The 17,887-nt window shown below is 61.9% G+C and carries 17 protein-coding genes; 10 read left to right on the top strand and 7 right to left on the bottom strand.

Annotation, left to right across the window (positions count from 1 at the left end):
* The first annotated feature begins 1 nt into the window (after window position 1).
* Window positions 2-1,399: an NAD(P)(+) transhydrogenase (Re/Si-specific) subunit beta gene (locus AC07E3_RS16225; protein ID WP_478363340.1), complete on the top strand. Its 1,398-nt coding sequence runs from the start codon at window positions 2-4 to the stop codon at window positions 1,397-1,399.
* A 79-nt stretch (window positions 1,400-1,478) separates the two neighbouring features.
* Here AC07E3_RS16225 and AC07E3_RS16230 read toward each other — a convergent pair whose 3' ends face one another.
* From AC07E3_RS16230 to rpsU, 3 genes are all read right to left on the bottom strand, one after another.
* Complete coding sequence (locus AC07E3_RS16230; RefSeq protein WP_336069154.1) at window positions 1,479-1,964, bottom strand: DUF992 domain-containing protein; 486 nt, start codon at window positions 1,962-1,964, stop codon at window positions 1,479-1,481.
* Window positions 1,965-2,105: 141 nt separating this feature from the next.
* Complete coding sequence (locus tag AC07E3_RS16235) at window positions 2,106-2,969, bottom strand: tetratricopeptide repeat protein (protein ID WP_083212899.1); 864 nt, start codon at window positions 2,967-2,969, stop codon at window positions 2,106-2,108.
* A gap of 127 nt (window positions 2,970-3,096) precedes the next feature.
* Window positions 3,097-3,324, bottom strand: a complete 228-nt coding sequence (gene rpsU, locus AC07E3_RS16240) for a 30S ribosomal protein S21 (RefSeq protein ID WP_007008828.1) — start codon at window positions 3,322-3,324, stop codon at window positions 3,097-3,099.
* Window positions 3,325-3,576: 252 nt separating this feature from the next.
* Between rpsU and AC07E3_RS16245 the strand changes: the two genes are divergently transcribed.
* Window positions 3,577-4,641: a hypothetical protein gene (locus tag AC07E3_RS16245; protein WP_478363344.1), complete on the top strand. Its 1,065-nt coding sequence runs from the start codon at window positions 3,577-3,579 to the stop codon at window positions 4,639-4,641.
* A gap of 9 nt (window positions 4,642-4,650) precedes the next feature.
* Here the strand turns inward: AC07E3_RS16245 and AC07E3_RS16250 are convergent, their stop codons facing one another.
* Window positions 4,651-5,412 (bottom strand): SDR family oxidoreductase, encoded by a 762-nt coding sequence (locus AC07E3_RS16250; protein ID WP_478363346.1) that lies wholly within the window; start codon window positions 5,410-5,412, stop codon window positions 4,651-4,653.
* A 253-nt stretch (window positions 5,413-5,665) separates the two neighbouring features.
* Here AC07E3_RS16250 and AC07E3_RS16255 point away from each other — a divergent pair, with 253 nt between their 5' ends.
* From AC07E3_RS16255 to AC07E3_RS16280, 6 genes are read left to right on the top strand one after another with little or no spacing between them, the layout of a single operon-like run.
* Entirely contained in the window at window positions 5,666-6,919 is a 1,254-nt protein-coding gene (locus tag AC07E3_RS16255; protein WP_478363348.1) for a sarcosine oxidase subunit beta, read from the top strand.
* A 23-nt stretch (window positions 6,920-6,942) separates the two neighbouring features.
* Complete coding sequence (locus AC07E3_RS16260) at window positions 6,943-7,293, top strand: cupin domain-containing protein (RefSeq protein WP_478363350.1); 351 nt, start codon at window positions 6,943-6,945, stop codon at window positions 7,291-7,293.
* Between the two features lie 4 nt (window positions 7,294-7,297).
* Complete coding sequence (locus tag AC07E3_RS16265; RefSeq protein ID WP_336069167.1) at window positions 7,298-7,591, top strand: sarcosine oxidase subunit delta; 294 nt, start codon at window positions 7,298-7,300, stop codon at window positions 7,589-7,591.
* Window positions 7,591-10,575 (top strand): sarcosine oxidase subunit alpha, encoded by a 2,985-nt coding sequence (locus AC07E3_RS16270; RefSeq protein WP_478363353.1) that lies wholly within the window; start codon window positions 7,591-7,593, stop codon window positions 10,573-10,575. The genes AC07E3_RS16265 and AC07E3_RS16270 overlap by 1 nt, the downstream gene beginning before the upstream one ends.
* Window positions 10,568-11,110 (top strand): sarcosine oxidase subunit gamma, encoded by a 543-nt coding sequence (locus AC07E3_RS16275; RefSeq protein ID WP_478363355.1) that lies wholly within the window; start codon window positions 10,568-10,570, stop codon window positions 11,108-11,110. The genes AC07E3_RS16270 and AC07E3_RS16275 overlap by 8 nt, the downstream gene beginning before the upstream one ends.
* 60 nt (window positions 11,111-11,170) lie before the next feature.
* Window positions 11,171-11,467, top strand: coding sequence for a hypothetical protein (locus tag AC07E3_RS16280; RefSeq protein WP_336069174.1), 297 nt, complete (start codon window positions 11,171-11,173; stop codon window positions 11,465-11,467).
* On the opposite strand, the gene AC07E3_RS16285 is transcribed toward AC07E3_RS16280, so the two are convergent.
* The gene (locus tag AC07E3_RS16285; RefSeq protein WP_478363357.1) at window positions 11,464-12,885 is read right to left on the bottom strand and encodes an MFS transporter; all 1,422 of its coding nucleotides are present in this window, start codon (window positions 12,883-12,885) and stop codon (window positions 11,464-11,466) included. The two genes, AC07E3_RS16280 and AC07E3_RS16285, sit on opposite strands and share 4 nt — an antisense overlap.
* A 22-nt stretch (window positions 12,886-12,907) precedes the next feature.
* The gene (locus AC07E3_RS16290) at window positions 12,908-13,588 is read right to left on the bottom strand and encodes a helix-turn-helix transcriptional regulator (protein WP_478363359.1); all 681 of its coding nucleotides are present in this window, start codon (window positions 13,586-13,588) and stop codon (window positions 12,908-12,910) included.
* Between the two features lie 138 nt (window positions 13,589-13,726).
* On the opposite strand from AC07E3_RS16290, the gene AC07E3_RS16295 reads away from it, so the two are divergent.
* Both AC07E3_RS16295 and AC07E3_RS16300 read left to right on the top strand, forming a co-directional pair.
* Window positions 13,727-14,737, top strand: a complete 1,011-nt coding sequence (locus tag AC07E3_RS16295) for a DUF2156 domain-containing protein (protein ID WP_322338528.1) — start codon at window positions 13,727-13,729, stop codon at window positions 14,735-14,737.
* Window positions 14,738-14,952: 215 nt separating this feature from the next.
* The gene (locus AC07E3_RS16300) at window positions 14,953-16,959 is read left to right on the top strand and encodes a BCCT family transporter (RefSeq protein ID WP_322338529.1); all 2,007 of its coding nucleotides are present in this window, start codon (window positions 14,953-14,955) and stop codon (window positions 16,957-16,959) included.
* Window positions 16,960-17,166: 207 nt separating this feature from the next.
* Here AC07E3_RS16300 and AC07E3_RS16305 read toward each other — a convergent pair whose 3' ends face one another.
* Window positions 17,167-17,874: a methyltransferase domain-containing protein gene (locus AC07E3_RS16305; protein WP_223006202.1), complete on the bottom strand. Its 708-nt coding sequence runs from the start codon at window positions 17,872-17,874 to the stop codon at window positions 17,167-17,169.
* Between the last annotated feature and the right edge of the window lie 13 nt (window positions 17,875-17,887).

Raw genomic sequence — 17,887 nt, forward strand, 5'->3', positions numbered from 1 at the left:
CGTGAGCGCCAATCTTGCATCCTTCCTCTACCTCGTTTCCGGCATTCTCTTCATCCTCGCGCTGAGGGGCCTGTCGCATCCCACCACCAGCCGTCAGGGCAATGTCTACGGCATGGTCGGCATGGCCATCGCCATCGGCACCACGCTGCTCTACGCAACGCCTTCCTTCGGCGGGTTCGTGCTGATCGTGGTCGGTCTCGCCATCGGCGGCGGCATCGGCGCGGTGATTGCCAAGCGCATCGCCATGACCGCCATGCCACAGCTCGTGGCCGCGTTCCACTCGCTGGTCGGCCTTGCCGCCGTCATGGTGGCCGCTGCCGCCCTCTATGCGCCGGAGAGCTTCGGCATCGGCACGCTGGGCGCGATCCACGCGCAGGCGCTGGTCGAGATGTCGCTGGGCGTCGCCATTGGCGCGATAACCTTCACCGGCTCGGTCATCGCCTTTCTGAAGCTCGATGGCCGCATGTCCGGCAAGCCGATCCTGCTGCCCGTGCGCCATGTGGTGAATGCGGGTCTGGCGATCGCGCTGGTCGTTCTGATCGTGCTGCTCGTCACCACGCAGAGCACGACCATCTTCTGGCTGATCGTCGCTGCCTCGCTGGTGCTCGGTGTGCTCATCATCATCCCGATCGGCGGCGCGGACATGCCGGTCGTCGTGTCGATGCTCAACTCCTATTCGGGCTGGGCCGCAGCCGGCATCGGCTTCACGCTCGGCAATCTCGCGCTCATCATCACCGGCGCGCTGGTTGGCTCTTCCGGTGCGATCCTGTCCTACATCATGTGCAAGGGCATGAACCGGTCCTTCATCTCGGTCATTCTCGGCGGCTTCGGCGGCGAGACGGCCGCTGCCGCAGACGACGATATGGATCGTACGGTCAAGCAGGGCTCCGCCGATGACGCCGCCTATCTGATGGCGAATGCGCAGAAGGTCATTATCGTGCCCGGTTACGGCATGGCTGTCGCCCAGGCGCAGCATGCGCTGCGTGAGCTGGCCGACAAGCTGAAGGAAGCCGGTGTCGAGGTGAAATACGCCATTCACCCGGTCGCAGGCCGCATGCCCGGTCACATGAACGTGCTGCTCGCCGAGGCGCAGGTGCCCTATGACGAGGTGTTCGAGCTCGAAGACATCAACTCCGAGTTCGCCCAGGCAGACGTTGCCTATGTGATCGGCGCCAACGACGTCACCAATCCGGCCGCGCGCGACGACAAGTCCTCGCCGATCTACGGCATGCCGATCCTCGACGTGGACAAGGCGCGCACCTGTCTCTTCGTCAAGCGCTCGCTCGGCTCCGGCTATGCCGGCATCGACAACACGCTGTTCTACAAGGATGGCACGATGATGCTTCTGGGCGACGCCAAGAAAATGACGGAAGACATCGTCAAGGCGATGGATCACTGACCTCGAAGAAGATAACACCAAAAAATAAAGCCCGGCGTGAAGCCGGGCTTTTTTGCTGTCGGGTGGGGCAGGGGAATGATCACTCGGCAGCGGCAGTCGAGCGCAACTGAAACTCGCTCACACCCAGCGCGACATTGATGCCGGTCTTGCCTTCAACACTGATGGGCTGCAGCATCAGGCTTTCGCTGTCCTGGGTGACGAGGATGTTCGCGCCTGCGCCGAGGCCCGCTGCCACTTCTGCGCTGACGCCGGCATAGTCGCCCTCAAGCGCGCCCGGCGCGTAGGCATCGGCCGTGGGAGCCAGAACCAGCCACTGCATCTGCGTGGCATCCTTGACGCCGACATCGAGGCCGAACTTGTTCACCACGCCGACATAGGTTTCGGGCGGGCGGTTCTCATCGGCAGGCTCGAAGGTGCAGGCCAGCTCCTGGGAGGAGGCGATCACCACGCCCGCGCCGCCTTCTATCACGCAGTCGAGAACACCGACTTCGACACGCTGCTGTGAGAGTGCCGGGGTGGCGGCTGCAGCCGTCAGGACGGAAGCGAGAATGATTGCTTTTTTCATCACTGAAACTCCTTTCGTGGTCCGGGCTCAAAACCCGTCACTGCGAGGAAGGTTCCAGATTAATTTGCGTGATTTTTCGTGAAGACAACCAAAGGCCCCGGAGCAAAGAGCCGGGGCTAAGGCCCTGACAATAATAAGTAATCAGATGCGTGTCCGGGCCAGGCCGTCGCGTGCCGGCATGTATTCCGGGTCAAGCTGTAGCGCTCGGGCATAGGATTTGGCAGCCTTCGCCTTGTCGCCGCGCTTCTCGTATACGAGCGCCTGGTTCGCCCAGCTTTCTGCCAGATCGTCGTCAAGCCGAATGGCGGTATTGAAGTCGGAGAATGCGTTCTCGTCATCCCCCTGCGCCAGATAGGAGAGGCCCCGGCCGTTGTAGCCATAGGGCGCGTCGGGTGCGAGTGAGATCGCCTTCGCGAAATCCTCGATCGCAAACTGGTGCTGGCCACTTGCCTGATAAAGAAGACCGCGACGGTAATAGGCGCGCGGATCCGTGGTATCGAGCTGGATGGCGCGTTCCAGATCGGCAAGTGCATCCGTGGAGCGTCCCGACAGGCGATAGATCTCTGCACGCCCGATATAGGCCGTGTCGTAGTTTGGATCGAGCGAGATCGCCTGATTGTAGTCCGCAAGCGCCTGCTGGTTGTTGCCCGTGTAGCGATGGATCAGTGCACGGTTGGCATAGGTGTTGGGCGAGCGCGGGTTGAGCGAGATCGCCTTGTCGAAATCCTTCAGAGCATCCTGATAGCGCCCCGCACGACCGTAAGCTGCACCGCGCATATTGTAGGCTTCCGGCTCATTGGGGGTGCGCTGGATGACCGCGCTCAACGAATTGATGTTTTCCGCAGAGCCCTGAGCGGTGTCGATGCGGCTCAGATCCGTTGCCGGGTTTGTGGAGGTCTGGCAGGCTGTCAGCGGCACAAGTGCAGCGAGGGCGAGACCGGCAAGCGCATTGCGCGAAAAGCGGGGGGAGGGCGTATCGAAAAAAGTCATGCCATTTAATGCCATAACCCGAGTACCAAACCAAGCCATTGCCGTACCCATGCAAAGAGTCATCGGATATGCGAAAACGCGGCACGACCAAAAGATCGTACCGCGTTCGTTATAGACAGAAATCGTCGAAAGATGGGCGCTATCAGCGTGCGCCCGGACGGCCGCCGACGAGACCTTCGCGCTGAGCGCGCTTGCGCGCCAGCTTGCGTGCGCGGCGCACGGCTTCAGCCTTTTCGCGCGCGCGCTTTTCTGACGGCTTCTCATAGTGCCCACGCATCTTCATCTCGCGGAAGATGCCTTCGCGCTGCATTTTCTTCTTCAGCGCGCGAAGCGCCTGATCAACATTGTTGTCGCGGACGAGTACCTGCACGTGGGTTTCCTGTCAGAACGTTGGTCTTCTAATTTTCAAATGTGAATTCTGGTTTTCCTCCGCCCATGGGCAGAGGCTCCCGCAGCCATATTTTGCCGCGAATAGCGCTGGCTCATAGCAGAAGCCTCTATTTCTGTCGAGCTATTTCTTGTGAATTTTTCCTTCGCCCGCTTCCTTCGGGGGTTCACGTTAACGTAGAGAAAAGGAAAGAACACTACACAAACGTGTTTTTCTATATTGGAGTATATCCACATGTCGGAAGGGGACGGGCGGGCCGGCACTGGCCTGGAGGCAAGTCTGTTGAGACTTGGTTTCGGCATGGGCGCTTTCATATTGGTCGTTGGTTCGGCCGTCTATGGCGAACTCGTCCATGGATATGGCCTGCTGCGCAAGGGCGACCCTGATTTCACGCTCTTTGGCCGCGCCCGGATCGGCTTTTCCTTCCTGGCAGCGCTCCTCCTCTTTTTTGCCTTGAAACCGGCCATGGGTGCCTTGGTCCTGGCAAAAGGGGACCGCGCGCAGGCGTTCTGGGCCACTGGTGCTGCCGGCGCATTTCTTCTGATGGTTGCAGCGGCCGTTCATTTTGTTCCCACGGCGTTGAACGACTTTGTCCGCGAGATGCAGCCGCTTGGCATGGCCACCGAAGCCCTGCTTGTCGCCGCGGTCGTCAGTTTCCTTATCGCCGCCTGGCGCGCGCGCGGCAGGCGCGGCGGGCGTCTGCTCGGCCTCTTCCCGCCATGGCTGGTGCTGGCCGGCATGGCAGGCGTGGTGTTTCTCATTCTGATGGAAGAGATGTCGTGGGGGCAGCATTGGCTTGGCTGGGCCACGCCCGAGCTCTTCAGCAAGAACATCCAGAACGAAACCAACATCCACAATTTCTACACCTACCAGTTCGAGGCCATCTACTACACGAGCGCGATCTTCTGCTTTGTGGTCCTGCCCTGGTGCTGGCCGCGTGGTGCGGGCGGTCTCTTCGCCCAGGTGGAGCCTTATCTACCGCCGCGCATCTTCGCGCTTTTCGGGCTGCCCGTGGCGTCGCTGATGTTCGAATCCTGGAACATCGTGCCCTATCAGGTCTGGTTCTTTCTGGGGCTGTTGATCTGTCTCGACATCGTTCGTCAGCTCAAATCCTTCGAGCTGCGCCTCGCCGCCATCGCCCTTGCCGCCGTCTATGTGATCTCCAAGCTGGTGTTCATCATTCGCGGCGTCGACATGGTGGATGGCTACGAGCTGTCCGAGGTGCGCGAGCTCTATATCTCGCTTCTTTTCCTTGCCCATGGCTGGATGCTGGCGAAGCGTTTTCGCCAGCATCGATAGCGCGCCCCGTCAGACCTTGCTGATGGCAACGCCGCCATCGGCCAGCATGGCTGTGCCGGTCGTGAAGCTCGAGGCGTCCGAAGCGAGGAAGAGTGCCGTCTGGGCGATCTCTTCGGGACGTGCGATGCGTTTCAACGCATGCATGTTTTCGACGAAGGCGCGCTGTTCCTCGTTCTCGAACGTGGCCATTCTGGTGTCGGTCCCGCCGGGAAGAAGGGCATTCACGCGAATGGCTTCGTGCCCGAGATCCGATGCCAGCGATTTAACGAGGCCGACGAGCCCCGCCTTGCTTGCCGCATAGGCCGCCATGCCAGGCATGCCTGCGGTCTCATGACCAACGAAGCTCGACGTAAAGATCAGCGAACCGCCGCCGCGGCGCCTCATGGCTGGTACCTGGTATCGGGCAGCCGAAAAGGCGGAGCTCAGATTGGTTTCGATCACATCGTTCCAGTCCGAGCGTTCAAGTGCGTCGATCTGCACCAGCGGGCCGACAGCGCCGGCATTGTTGAAGGCGATGTCGAGACCTCCAAAGCGGCTTTCTGCGGCTGCGACAAGTTTCTGATTGTGAGCATCCTCGCGCACATCGCCGGCAAGCGCGATGGCTTCGCCTCCATTCGCTTCGATCTCGCCGACAAGTGTGTCCAGTTCTGCCTGCCGCCGTGCTGTAACGACGACCTTGGCGCCTTGCTGGGCGAACAGCCTGGCTGCCGCCCGACCGATACCGGCACTTGCGCCGGTTATGATGGCGACTTTCTCTTTTAGCGATGTCATCTGGTGTCCTTCCGTTTCACGCTGCCGGCATTGCCGGGGTGATGCGAAACTCTCAGCAATGCGGCGTGTCAGCCACCCGAAACCAGACGAGAGGCCAGAGGGGAGGCCAGACGAAAGGAATGACAACGGGGCTTGGCGCAAAACGGCAATTGCCGTCGCAATCAGCGCAAACCATTGCGCGGGATTTCGCTACTGCTAGGCTGTGTCTGAAGGCGCCCGGCTGCGGCGCGCTGCCTGCATTGCGGAGAGGCCCATGCGCAAATATTCCGTCTTCGCCATCGCCCGCGAGGCCATGCGTGGCCACAGGGGCTGGCCGGAACAGTGGTCTTCTCCCGAACCGAAGAAGAATTACGACGTCATCATCGTCGGTGCCGGCGGCCATGGGCTTGGAACGGCCTATTATCTTGCAAATGAGCACGGCATCACCAATGTCGCCGTGCTGGAAAAGGGCTGGCTCGGCGGCGGCAACACCGGCCGCAACACCACCATCATCCGTTCCAATTATCTCTATGACGAGAGCGCGGGCATCTACGATCATTCCGTGAAGCTCTGGGACGGGCTTTCGCAGGATTTGAACTACAACGTCATGTATTCGCCGCGCGGCGTGATGATGCTGGCGCATAATGTGCACGATGTGCAGGTGTTCAAGCGCCATATCCATGCCAACCGACTGAACGGCGTGGACAATGAGTGGCTGACGCCCGAAGAGGCGAAGGCCTATTGCCCGCCGCTCAACATTTCGCGTGAGGCGCGCTATCCGGTCATGGGCGCGGCTCTCCAGCGGCGCGGCGGCACGGCCCGCCACGATGCGGTTGCCTGGGGCTATGCGCGGGCAGCCGCCGCGCGCGGCATCGACATCATCCAGAACTGCGAGGTCACCGGCATCAATCGCGGGCCTGACGGGGCCGTTACCGGTGTGGAGACCACGCGCGGAACCATCGGTGCGAAGAAAGTTGGCGTTGTCGCTGCCGGCCATTCCTCGGTGCTGATGCAGATGGCGGGCGTTCAGGTGCCGCTGGAATCCTACCCGCTTCAGGCACTCGTGTCGGAACCGGTCAAGCCGGTCTTCCCCTGCGTGGTCATGTCCAACACGGTTCACGCCTACATCTCCCAGTCCGACAAGGGCGAACTGGTCATCGGGGCAGGCACCGATCAATACACGTCCTATTCGCAGACCGGCGGGCTGCACATCATCCAGCACACGCTCGACGCCATCTGCGAGATGTTTCCGATCTTCACCCGCATGAAGATGCTGCGGTCCTGGGGCGGCATTGTCGATGTCACGCCCGACCGTTCGCCCATTCTGGCCAAAACCCCGGTGAAGGGGCTCTATGTCAATTGCGGCTGGGGCACGGGTGGCTTCAAGGCGACGCCGGGTTCGGCACATGTCTTTGCCCACACCGTCGCGCGCGACGAGCCGCATCCCATCAACGCGCCCTTCACGCTGGAGCGGTTCCGGTCCGGGCGGCTCATCGACGAGGCCGCGGCCGCCGCCGTGGCGCACTAAAGCAAAACCGCAGGAGATTTTGCATGAAAGCCGTCAACCTCTCGGAGAAGCTGTCGCTTTTTAGCGAACACTGGTCGCCAAGAATTGTCGGCTCCTACAACGGCAACGATCTCCTTGTGGTGAAGGTCAAAGGCGAATTCGTCTGGCATTCGCACGAGGAAACGGATGACTTTTTTCTGGTTCTCAAGGGACGGATCACCATCCGCATGCGCGAAGGCGATGTGGAGCTTGGGCCCGGGGAGCTGTTTGTCGTCCCTAAAGGCGTTGAACATTGCCCTGTGGCCGAGGAGGAAGCGCATCTTCTGTTGATCGAACCCGCGGGCACGCCCAATACCGGCGATCCCCGCACGGCTGCCACCAAGAGGCGGATCTGAGCTCATGCTTCTCATTCACTGCCCCTATTGCGAAGAAGACCGGCCGGAGCTGGAGTTCCGCCATGCCGGCGAGGCGCATATCGCCCGGCCTGAAAACATGGCCGAACTGTCGGATGAAGATTTCGAGCGCTTCTTCTTCATTCGCTCAAACCCCAAGGGCATCGTCTATGAACGCTGGCGGCACGTCCATGGCTGCGCCCGGTTTTTCAATGCCGCGCGCGACACCGTGTCGGACCGGTTTCTGACGACTTATAAGGCCGGCGAGCCGAAGCCCGATCTCGGCGGGGAGGGCAAGTGATGACCCAGCCCTTCCGCATCGCCACCGCCGGTCGGCTTGGCAAGGCCGATCCCGTTCGTTTCACCTTCGACGGCAAGTCCTTCGAGGGGCTGCGCGGCGACACGCTCGCATCGGCCCTGCTTGCCAATGGCGTGCATCTGGTCGGTCGCTCCTTCAAATATCACCGCCCGCGCGGCATGGTCTCTGCCGGTGCGGAAGAACCCAATGCGCTTGTCGGCGTCCATCGTGATGCCGCGCGCAGGGCGCCCAATGTGCGGGCCACCGTTCAGGAAATCCATGAGGGGCTCGACGCGGTGTCACAGAACCGCTGGCCCTCGCTCTCCTTCGATGTCGGCGCGCTCAACGATCTGGCTTCGCCCTTCTTCTCTGCCGGCTTCTACTACAAGACGTTCATGTGGCCGAAGGCTGCCTGGGAGCGGGTTTACGAGCCCTTCATTCGGCGCGCTGCCGGTCTTGGCGAAGCGCCCGACCGGCCCGATCCCGACTGTTATGCAAACCGTTTCGCCCATTGCGACGTGCTGGTCATCGGCGGCGGGGCTGCCGGGCTTTCCGCAGCGCTTGCTGCCGCCGATGCCGGCGCGCGGGTCATTCTGGCCGACGAACAGGCGGAGACGGGCGGCGCGCTGCGCTATGAGACCGGCGCGATGATCGAGGGCATGCCCGGCTGGAACTGGGCGCAGGCCGTGACGGCGGATCTCGCTGCGCGCGACAATGTCCGGCTTCTCACCCGCACGACGGGTTTCGGCTATTACGCGCAGAACATGGTCGGGCTCGTCGAGCGGCTGACCGATCATCTGGTCAGCCCGGCCACCGATCAGCCGCGCGAGCGGCTCTGGCAGGTACGGGCAAAGCGCGTCGTGCTTGCCACCGGGGCCATCGAGCGGCACATGGTGTTTCCCGACAACGACCGGCCGGGCACCATGCTGGCGTCCGCCGCCCGCACCTATCTGAACCATTTCGGCGTCACGGTGGGGCGCAATGTGGCGGTCTACACGGCGGAAGACAGCGCCTGGCAGGCCGCTGTCGATTTGAAACGCGCGGGCGGGAGCATTGCCGCCATCATCGATTGCCGGCCCGATCCGCAAGGGCCGCATGTGGAAGAGGCGCGACGGCTTGGCATCGAGTGCCTGACGGGGCATGCCGTCACCGGCACGGGCGGGCGGCTCAGGGTTTCATCCATAAAGGTACGACCGGTTTCAGGCGGTGCGGAGCGCACGATCGCCTGCGACGCGCTTCTGACCTCGTCCGGCTGGACGCCAGCCGTTCATCTCTTTTCGCAGTCGCGTGGCAAGCTAGTCTTCGATGCCGAAACGCAGCGCTTTCTTCCCGGCCAGGCGGTGCAGGAGCTGGTCTCGGTTGGCGCGTGCGCCGGCACGGTCGATCTGGGCGAGACGGTGGCCGAGGCCCTGAAGGCCGGGCATGAGGCTGCCGGAGGCGCGGCCCGCAAGCTGCCAAAATTTTCCGCCGACAGCACTGAGCGCTGGTCCGGCGGCATGCTGGGTGCGGGCGAGGGGGCTGGAGCCGAAAGCACGGCCAAGGCCTTTGTCGATTTCCAGAACGACGTGACCGCGAAGGACATCCGCCAGGCGGTGCGCGAGGGCATGCGCTCCATCGAGCACGTCAAGCGTTTCACCACCACCGGCATGGCGACCGATCAGGGCAAGACGTCCAACATGCACGGTCTCGCCATCGCCGCCGAGATGCTGGGCAGGCCCATCCCCGAAGTGGGGCTCACCACGTTCCGTGCACCCTACACGCCCGTCACTTTCGGTGCGCTTGTGGGGCACGGCAAGGGGCGTCTGTTCGAGCCGGTGCGGCGAACGCCCATGCACGACTGGGCCGAGGCGCACGGGGCCGTGTTCGAGGATGTCGGCCAGTGGAAACGCGCATGGTATTTTCCGCAGGCCGGCGAGGACATGCATGCAGCCGTCGCCCGCGAGTGCCGCACGGTGCGCCAGAGTGCGGGCATTTTCGACGCCACCACGCTCGGCAAGATTGAGGTCGTCGGGCCGGATGCCGCGCGTTTCATGGAGTTGATGTACACGAACCCGTGGCAGAAGCTCGGTGTCGGGCGCTGTCGCTATGGCGTCATGCTGCGCGAGGACGGGTTCATCTATGATGACGGCGTGGTGGGGCGGCTTGCCGAAGACCGCTTCCACGTGACCACCACGACCGGCGGCGCACCGCGCGTGCTCAACCACATGGAAGACTATCTCCAGACCGAATTCCCCGATCTGAAGGTCTATTTGACCTCCACGTCCGAGCAATGGGCGGTTATCGCCGTTCAGGGGCCGAAAAGCCGCGACATCATCGCCCCGCTGGTGGAGGGGATCGACCTTGCCGACGAGGCGATGCCGCACATGTCGGTGCGGGAGGGGCTGATCTGCGGCGTTCCCACCAGGCTTTTCCGCATGTCGTTCACCGGCGAGCGCGGTTTCGAGATCAACGTGCCGGCCGACTATGGCCGCGCCGTGTGGGAGGCAGTCTGGGCGGAAGGTGAAAAGCATGGGGCCTGCGCCTATGGCACCGAAACCATGCATGTGCTCAGAGCCGAAAAAGGCTTCATCATTGTCGGGCAGGAGACGGATGGCACCGTCACGCCGCATGATGCGGGGCTTTCCTGGGCCATCGGCAAAAAGAAAACGGATTTCGTCGGCATGCGCGGGCTGATGCGCCCGGACCTCGTGGCTCCCGGTCGCAAACAGCTTGTGGGCCTCAGGACGCGTGACCCGAAGACGGTTCTGGAAGAGGGCGCGCAGATCGTGGCAGATCCGGACGCCCCGGTTCCTGTGCCCATGCTGGGCCACGTCACCTCCTCCTACTGGTCGGAGAATTGCGGCCATTCCATTGCGCTGGCGCTGGTTGAGGGCGGTCATGAGCGGATGGGCGAAACCCTCTACGTGCCGATGCCCGTTGGCGCGATCGCGGTAGAAGTCACCTCGACGGTTTTCTTTGACGAGAAGGGAGCGCGCACCAATGGCTGACGCAATCGCCCGCGCAAGCGCGCTCGAAGGGCGCTTTCTCAACGATGAAGGCATCACGCTGGTGCGCGCGGAGCCGGCCACGCGGCTTTCGCTGCGTGCGCCGAAAACTGCGGTGAAGTCTCTTTCGAAGGCCCTGGGTCTCGATCTGCCGCAGCGCCCGAAAACGTCCAGCGCGAAGGATGGCCGTGCCGCTCTCTGGCTCGGCCCGGACGAATGGCTGGTGATCGACGAGAACGAGGCTGGTCTGCTCGGGGCATGTGCCGGGATCAGGGCATTTCATTCCGCCGTGGACGTTTCGCATCGCAACACGGCTGTTCTCGTCTCGGGTTCGCGCGCCGAAGCGGTGCTCAATGCCGGTTGCCCACAGGACCTGTCGCCTGATGCCTTTCCCGTCGGCGCGTGCTCCCGCACGGTCTTTGGCAAGGCTGAAATCATCCTGTGGCGTACGGAGGGGGACGCTTTCCGGGTGGAATGCTGGCGCTCTTTTTCCGACTATGTTTTCATGCTTCTGGAGGCAGCCGCGCGCGATCGATAGTTGCAGACGAGCGGAACCGAAGCGGCTGTTTGGGCATTGATCCGAAAAAGGATGATCTCGATGCAGCCTGATCCCAAGAAGCCGAAACCCGAGACCGAGAGTGAGCGTGCCGCCAAAGAGGAAGCACTGGAGGAGGGTTTAGAAGACAGTTTCCCGGCAAGCGACCCGGTTTCCGTCACGCGCACGACCCGCACCGGGGCGCCGGGAGAGTTTGCCAAAAAGCCTCAGAAGAGGAAGCTGAATGCCGAGGAGCTTGAAGAGGAACTTGACGAAGGTCTCGAGGATACGTTTCCAGCCAGCGACCCCGTGTCCGTGACCTCCACCACGCACACGGGGCGTCCAAGAAGAGATCGCTAACCCTTCTCAGCCCTCCGGTTTGCAATGCGCCAGGCGGCGGCCGCGCCAAAGGCGGCCAGTGGCACGAAGCTGACAAACACCCAGAGCGCCACGGCCTGCATGGCTTCCACCGTGCCGCCTTCGGCGAAGCCGGCCATGTTGGCGACGATGCCTGCGAGGGCGGCACCAAGTGCGAAGGCGATCTGCTGCGTTGTCGGCATGGCCGCGGACGCGCTGTCACGCTCGTGCTCGGGCGCGGCGGCAACCACGCGGCGGATAAGAAATCCCCAGAGCATGCCGAAACCCGCGCCCTGTGCGAGCGAAAGCAGCACGATGGCCCAGACCGGTCCTTCCGCCATGGCGGGACCGAGCAGCGCAACAGCCAGCAGGATAAGCAGGGCGCCGGTTTTCATTACGAGCCGCTCTCCTGCCTCGTTCGCGCCGGCGAAAAGGATCGCCGTCGAGCTCCAGGCAACGGCTTCTGCCGCCATCACATAGCCTGCACCGAGCGCCGACATGCCGTGAATGCGCTGGAGGAGGAATGGGCCATAGACGGTGAAGGACATGGCCGCTGTGCCAAGCGTCAGATTGGCGATGAAGCCGGCGCCCACAGGCGTGCGAATATCGAATGCGCGTGTCGGGAACATTTTGTCGGTCGCACGGCTTCCATCGCGTTTCAGGAAGAGGAAGAACAGTGCCGCACCCGCTGCCACCAGAGGCAGCGAGATGCCGGGTGTCACGTAAATGCCCGCTGTCGCAACAGCCAGAACGGCAAGCGAGAGAAGCACAAGCCGCACCAGGGGAAAGCGCTGAGCCGCTTCCGATGCGCCCCTCGTCGGACGCAGGAACATTGGCACCAGAACCGCGAGCAGCAGCGCCTGGATCGCAAAGGTCCAGAATCCCCAGCGCCACAGGCCGAGATCGGCGAAGAAGCCGCCGATCATGGGGCCGCAAAAGGCCGACGCCCCCCAGATGGCCGACATCAGGGCGATCAGGCGCGGCCACATCTTTTCCGGGAAAAGACGCTGGATCGCAACATATGTGAGCGCGACCAGAAGGCCGCCGCCAACGCCCTGGCCAAAACGGCCAAGCAGCATGACCGGCATGTTGGGTGCGAGCGCGCTGATGGCACAGCCCACCGTGTAAATGAGGGCCGCGATCACAAAGGCGCGGCGGAGGCCGATCGCCGTTGCCGCAAGGGCGGCTGCGGCAGCGGAAATGATCGAGCCCAGCAGGTAGAGCGATAGCGTCCAGCTCACCAGCCGGTCGCCGCCGATCTCAGCAACCGCCGCCGGCATTGCCGTTGCGACGAGCAGCGTGTCGGCGGCGTGGAGCCAGATGCCGAGACAAAGGAGCGCGAACTGGCCGAGCTGGCCGGTTTTCAGGATCGCCGCCCAGCCGGCATTGCCGAGCGGTGCCTCGGTGTGTGCATTGGTCATGATGTGCCTCGGTAAATCGGGTTCAGTCGCCTGAACGTGCTTCTATGCGGTAGGCGCAGCGACGTGCGCCCGCCAGGATATGGTCCGTGCGCTCGACCCGTGTCTGCGGTCCGAGCACGGCCTTGAAAACGCTGAGTTCGGAACGGCAAAAGCCCTGGCAGGCTGTTGCGGCTGCGCAGATCGGGCAGTGGTTTTCGATCAGAAGAAAGGCGCCGTCGTCGAGCGGTTCGACTTCGGCCATGTAGCCCTCGCGGGCGCGGATACGGGCCAGCGCGACGACACGCTCCTCAAGATCGGAATGCGCGTTCACCGCGTTTTCGTAAGACGTCTTCATTGTCTGTTCGCGCTGCCCGATCAGCCTGTCGAGGCCTTCTTCACCAAAAATGCGGCGGATCGAGCTGATCAGGTCCAGTGTCAGGTCCGAATGACTGTCGGGGAAACGGCCATGGCCATTTTCTGTCAGGCGCCACACACGCTCCGGACGTCCGGGCCCACGCGCTTCCTCCTGAAACTGCACCAGATGGCTTTCCTCCAGCCGTGAAAGCTGCTTGCGCACGGCAACGGACGATATCTTCAGGAAGTGCGCGAGCCGCTGGGCCGTCATCGCCCCCTTCGTCTTTAGTGCGAAGAGGATACGCTCATCCGCCCTTTCCGGTGCGGCTTCGGGCTGAACGGGTGCAATGGTTGCGGGGGATGCGGGCATGACGAATCTCCAATTGACAATAAAATAACCGATTGGTTTCTTTATTGTCAATCGGCTTGTCACGTCGGGCAATGCGTGGCATCCCTCCATCCGTGGGGGCGCGGAACATGATTCTTCGCCGTGAACCAGATATCTCGCTTGTCCAGTTTTGATCGCCTGAGCGACAACGCTCTCCTCTCCGCTGACCAGCGCCATGCGCTACTTCGCCGGCACGGTAATTTCGTGCTGGCCTATTCGGTCGCGCATCAGCCCGGGCTGCGCTACTTCGGCAATGAGCATGGCGTCATCGCGTATCGCATGGTGGGCCGCACGGCCTATGCGCTGGCCGATCCTCTGGCGCCGCGCGCTCTCTGGCCTGAGCTGCTGGCCGCCTTTGTTGCGGCCAGACAGGATGTCACCTTCTGGCAGGTCTCGCGCCCCATGGCAGAACTCCTGTCGTCGAGCGGGTTCTTCGTGAACGCGCTGGGTATCGAAAGCCTGATCGACCTTCAGACATATGAATTCGCAGGCCCGTCGCGGCGCAGTTTCCGCACGGCAACCAACCGGTTCACGCGCATGGGATGCCGTGTCGAGGAGGTTCCCGTTGCCGGGCTCGACCCGAAACGCGTGGAGGCGATTTCACTTGGCTGGCGGCGAACCCGCACCACGAAACGGCGTGAGCTTTCCTTCCTTGTGCGCCCGATTCAGCTGCGCGACGAGGCGGATGTTCGCAAGTTTTTCATTCTCGACCAGAACGATCAGCCGGTCGCTTTCGCCTTCTTCGATCCGCTCTATGAGGATGACAGGTTGGTCGGCTACCTTTCGGCCACGCGGCGCTGGCTGCCCGATACGGATCCGCTGGCTGCTTACTTTCTGGTGCGCCGCGCCGTGGAAACCTTTCAGGCCGAAGGGGTGCCGAAGCTTTATCTCGGCCTCATGCCCTTCCACAAGATCGAGGATCAGGAGTTCCAGAAGGACTGGCTGACCCGTCGCGCTTTCCGGTTCATCTACACCAATCCGATTGCCCAGAAGCTTGTCTATCCGACCCAGTCTCTCGCCAGACACAAGGAAAGTTATGGCGGTGAAGCGCGCGAAACATGGTGCGCGATGAACACACAACCCTCGCTGCCGCGGCTCCTCAAGCTCATTCGGGCATGCGGGGTTCTCTGAACAAACGTTCTCTCTTGCCGGCTGCAGGGGCATGCGCAGCTTCGGGAACTGCCTGTCATTGACAAACCGGGTCATGGACCCCAGAAACGGGGCGCCTGCCGCCGGCGCTCCGCGGCCGTGTTCCAGCCATTCAGGGAACGGCCATACTCCGTGCGAGCCAATGCTTGAGAGCGCCATCCGCCATTTCGAAAACGGGAGCGCAAAAAGTAATCCCCATGTTTAATCGCTTTGTCATCAACCCGCCGGTTTTTTTCGGTGCGGTCTCCATCATCGCCGTGTTTCTTTTGATCGGCATCGTTTTTCCCGGTCGGGCAGGGGAGCTGTTCTCCGCACTGCAGAGCAGCATCCTGGCGAGCTTCGGCTGGCTCTATCTCCTTGCTGTCGGCATTTTTCTGGCGGCGGTGCTTCTGTTTTCTTTCGGGCAGTTCGGCAGGCTGAAGCTGGGCCCGGACGATTCCGAACCCGAGTTCAAATATCATTCCTGGGTTGCCATGCTCTTTGCTGCAGGCATGGGCATCGGGCTGATGTTTTATGCGGTCGGGGAGCCGATGACGCATTTTCTTGCGCCACCCACCGCGGAACCCGGCAGCATCGCCGCGATGCGTGAAGCCATGACGGTCACCTTCTTCCACTGGGGCATTCATGCCTGGGCCATCTACGCCGTGGTTGGCCTGTCGCTCGCCTATTTCGGCTATCGCTACAATCTGCCGCTTACGATCCGTTCAGGCCTCTATCCGCTGTTGAAGGACAGGATCAACGGTCCCATCGGCCATGCGGTCGATATCTTTGCCATCGTCGGCACCATGTTCGGTATCGCCACGTCGCTCGGGCTCGGCGTTACCCAGATCAATGCCGGTCTCAATTATCTGATCGGCCTGCCCATCGCCCCCTGGGTGCAGCTGCCGCTGATCGCGGTCATCACCGCCTTTGCCACCATCTCGGTGGTTACGGGGCTCGACAAGGGGGTGCGCATTCTGTCCGAGACCAATCTGATTGTCGCAGTCCTGCTGATGATCTTCGTTCTGATTGTCGGGCCAACGGCTGATCTCTTTCGGGACTTCGTCCAGAATATCGGCCTCTACCTCGACACGCTCGTTCTGCGCACCTTCAACATTTACGCATATGAACCGACCCCCTGGATCGACGGCTGGACCCTTTTCTACTGGGCATGGTGGATCTCCTGGTCACCATTCGTCGGCATGTTCATCGCCCGCATTTCACGCGGGCGCACCGTGCGTGAGTTCGTAACGGCAGTGCTGTTCATCCCGGCGGGTTTTACCTTTTTCTGGATGACGGTGTTCGGCAACACGGCGATCTTCGTGGACACCGGCATCGCCGCTGGTGAGCTGGGTGCCGAAGTTGCCAGGGATGTGTCAGTCGGTCTTTTCCAGTTCTTCACCTATCTGCCGCTTACCGGCCTCACATCGACACTGGCAGTTGCGCTCGTGGCGATCTTCTTCATCACTTCGTCGGATTCCGGTTCTCTCGTCATCGACACGATCGCAGCCGGCGGTGAGACGGAAACGACGACCCTGCAGCGTGTCTTCTGGTGCGCGCTGGAGGGGCTGGTTGCCGCATCCCTTCTTCTGGCCGGTGGCCTCGGGGCGCTGCAGTCGGCAACCATTGCCAGTGCGTTGCCGTTCACCTTTGTCATGCTTGCGCTGGTCTGGGCGCTCTATGTCGGCATGCGGGCTGACCTGGCGCAGCGCGAAGCCCATGCCGCAGTGCCGCAGGTGGCCCCGGCCTATCCCGCCTCCGGGCTCACATGGCAGCGCAGGCTGGGGCTGATGCTGCATGCGCCGAGTGAGAAGGAAACGCTCGCCTTCATCCACAAGGACGTGAAGCCCGCACTGGAGCAGGTGGCGAGGGAACTGACCGAGCGGGGGCGTGAAGCCTTTGTCGAGGAAGAGGAAAGCGGCGCGATCGCGCTCACATCGCCGGCCGACGACATGCGCAACTTCGTTTACGGGGTGACCCCGGCTTCGCAGAAACTGCCGGCGTTCTCGGCCTTCGATGCGGCGCGGTCCGGCTTGCGTTATGAGGCCCGCACCCAGTTTTCGAGCGGCAGCAGGGGCTACGACATCATGGGTATGACACGCGATCAGATCATTCACGATGTGCTGATCCAGTATGAGCGCTATCTGCTATTGGTGCAGTCGACCGCATCTGAACTGGTCTCGGCGGCGCCCGAGCATGACGTTCAGGCCCAGAAGGAAGAGTAGGGGCTTTTGAGCATTTTGTGGTGGGGTAGAGTCCCCTGACGCTCGCGTGAATGCGCAAAGACAGATGGAGCGGAGCGGCGTTTCCATGAAACGCTGAACTGCCCTCGAGGGTCGGAACGTCAGCCGCTTCCGGCCTTTCTCATCGTCCCTGCTCCTGGTTTCCCTGCCGTCTGGCGTAACCCGGGACGGGAGATATTGATGCCGCGCTCAGTGCGTGCGCATGGCCATGATCGACTTGTTCAGGAAGGCGAATTTCTCAAGCACGATGTGGCCGTCATCGAATAATCGCCGCATCTGCCGCGTGGAGATGAGCGTGTTGTGCTCAACCAGATCGCAGGCTTCTTCCGGATCGGGAGTGCGCGGGAAAAAACCCAGTTGAAAGCGCTGTACGAGTGCGATCCTGGCTGCCTTGGGAAGATACTGAAACCCGGGCATGCGAAAATGCGGTTCGAAGGGAAACCAGAAGTTCGGGGTCTGCACGAAATAGCGCCGAGAGAGCCGCTTCGTGTTCTCGGCGAACTGCATCATGCGTTCCCAGCTTCCAACGTGCTCCACGACAGAGTTCGAATGAACGAAATCGAACCGCTCTCCGGCAAAAAGGTCCGGATCGGCAGCGTCACCTGAAAGCGCGTGGAACATTTCCGTGTCCTCCACCTGTTCCGCTTCAAGGTTGAGGAGCGTGATCTTCAACTTCTGACGGTGATGGTTCAGAAAATCCGCACCGATCTTCCAGTATTCTTCGGTTCCTCCGAGGTCGAGAATTCTGATCTGCCGTTTCTCGGCAAGGGCATCCTCGATAAGCGGACGGACGTTTTGAAATCGCTTGGCGCGGAAATTGAACTCGAGGCTTTCACGATCTGCATACGGATTTCTTGGGGCTTTTTCTTCTGGCGGGGCGTTTGAACTGACGGTCATGAAAACTCTCGAA

The sequence above is a fragment of the Nitratireductor lacus genome (assembly GCF_056431025.1).

Excerpts from the sequence above, each read along its gene's own strand:
- AC07E3_RS16230 (WP_336069154.1), bottom strand. The coding sequence starts at position 1,964 with ATGAAAAAAGCAATCATTCTCGCTTCCGTCCTGACGGCTGCAGCCGCC.
- AC07E3_RS16305 (WP_223006202.1), bottom strand. The coding sequence starts at position 17,874 with ATGACCGTCAGTTCAAACGCCCCGCCAGAAGAAAAAGCCCCAAGAAAT.
- AC07E3_RS16255 (WP_478363348.1), top strand. The coding sequence starts at position 5,666 with ATGCGCAAATATTCCGTCTTCGCCATCGCCCGCGAGGCCATGCGTGGC.
- AC07E3_RS16260 (WP_478363350.1), top strand. The coding sequence starts at position 6,943 with ATGAAAGCCGTCAACCTCTCGGAGAAGCTGTCGCTTTTTAGCGAACAC.
- AC07E3_RS16290 (WP_478363359.1), bottom strand. The coding sequence starts at position 13,588 with ATGCCCGCATCCCCCGCAACCATTGCACCCGTTCAGCCCGAAGCCGCA.
- AC07E3_RS16265 (WP_336069167.1), top strand. The coding sequence starts at position 7,298 with ATGCTTCTCATTCACTGCCCCTATTGCGAAGAAGACCGGCCGGAGCTG.
- AC07E3_RS16285 (WP_478363357.1), bottom strand. The coding sequence starts at position 12,885 with ATGACCAATGCACACACCGAGGCACCGCTCGGCAATGCCGGCTGGGCG.
- AC07E3_RS16270 (WP_478363353.1), top strand. The coding sequence starts at position 7,591 with ATGACCCAGCCCTTCCGCATCGCCACCGCCGGTCGGCTTGGCAAGGCC.
- AC07E3_RS16250 (WP_478363346.1), bottom strand. The coding sequence starts at position 5,412 with ATGACATCGCTAAAAGAGAAAGTCGCCATCATAACCGGCGCAAGTGCC.
- AC07E3_RS16280 (WP_336069174.1), top strand. The coding sequence starts at position 11,171 with ATGCAGCCTGATCCCAAGAAGCCGAAACCCGAGACCGAGAGTGAGCGT.
- AC07E3_RS16275 (WP_478363355.1), top strand. The coding sequence starts at position 10,568 with ATGGCTGACGCAATCGCCCGCGCAAGCGCGCTCGAAGGGCGCTTTCTC.
- AC07E3_RS16300 (WP_322338529.1), top strand. The coding sequence starts at position 14,953 with ATGTTTAATCGCTTTGTCATCAACCCGCCGGTTTTTTTCGGTGCGGTC.
- AC07E3_RS16235 (WP_083212899.1), bottom strand. The coding sequence starts at position 2,969 with ATGGCATTAAATGGCATGACTTTTTTCGATACGCCCTCCCCCCGCTTT.
- AC07E3_RS16245 (WP_478363344.1), top strand. The coding sequence starts at position 3,577 with ATGTCGGAAGGGGACGGGCGGGCCGGCACTGGCCTGGAGGCAAGTCTG.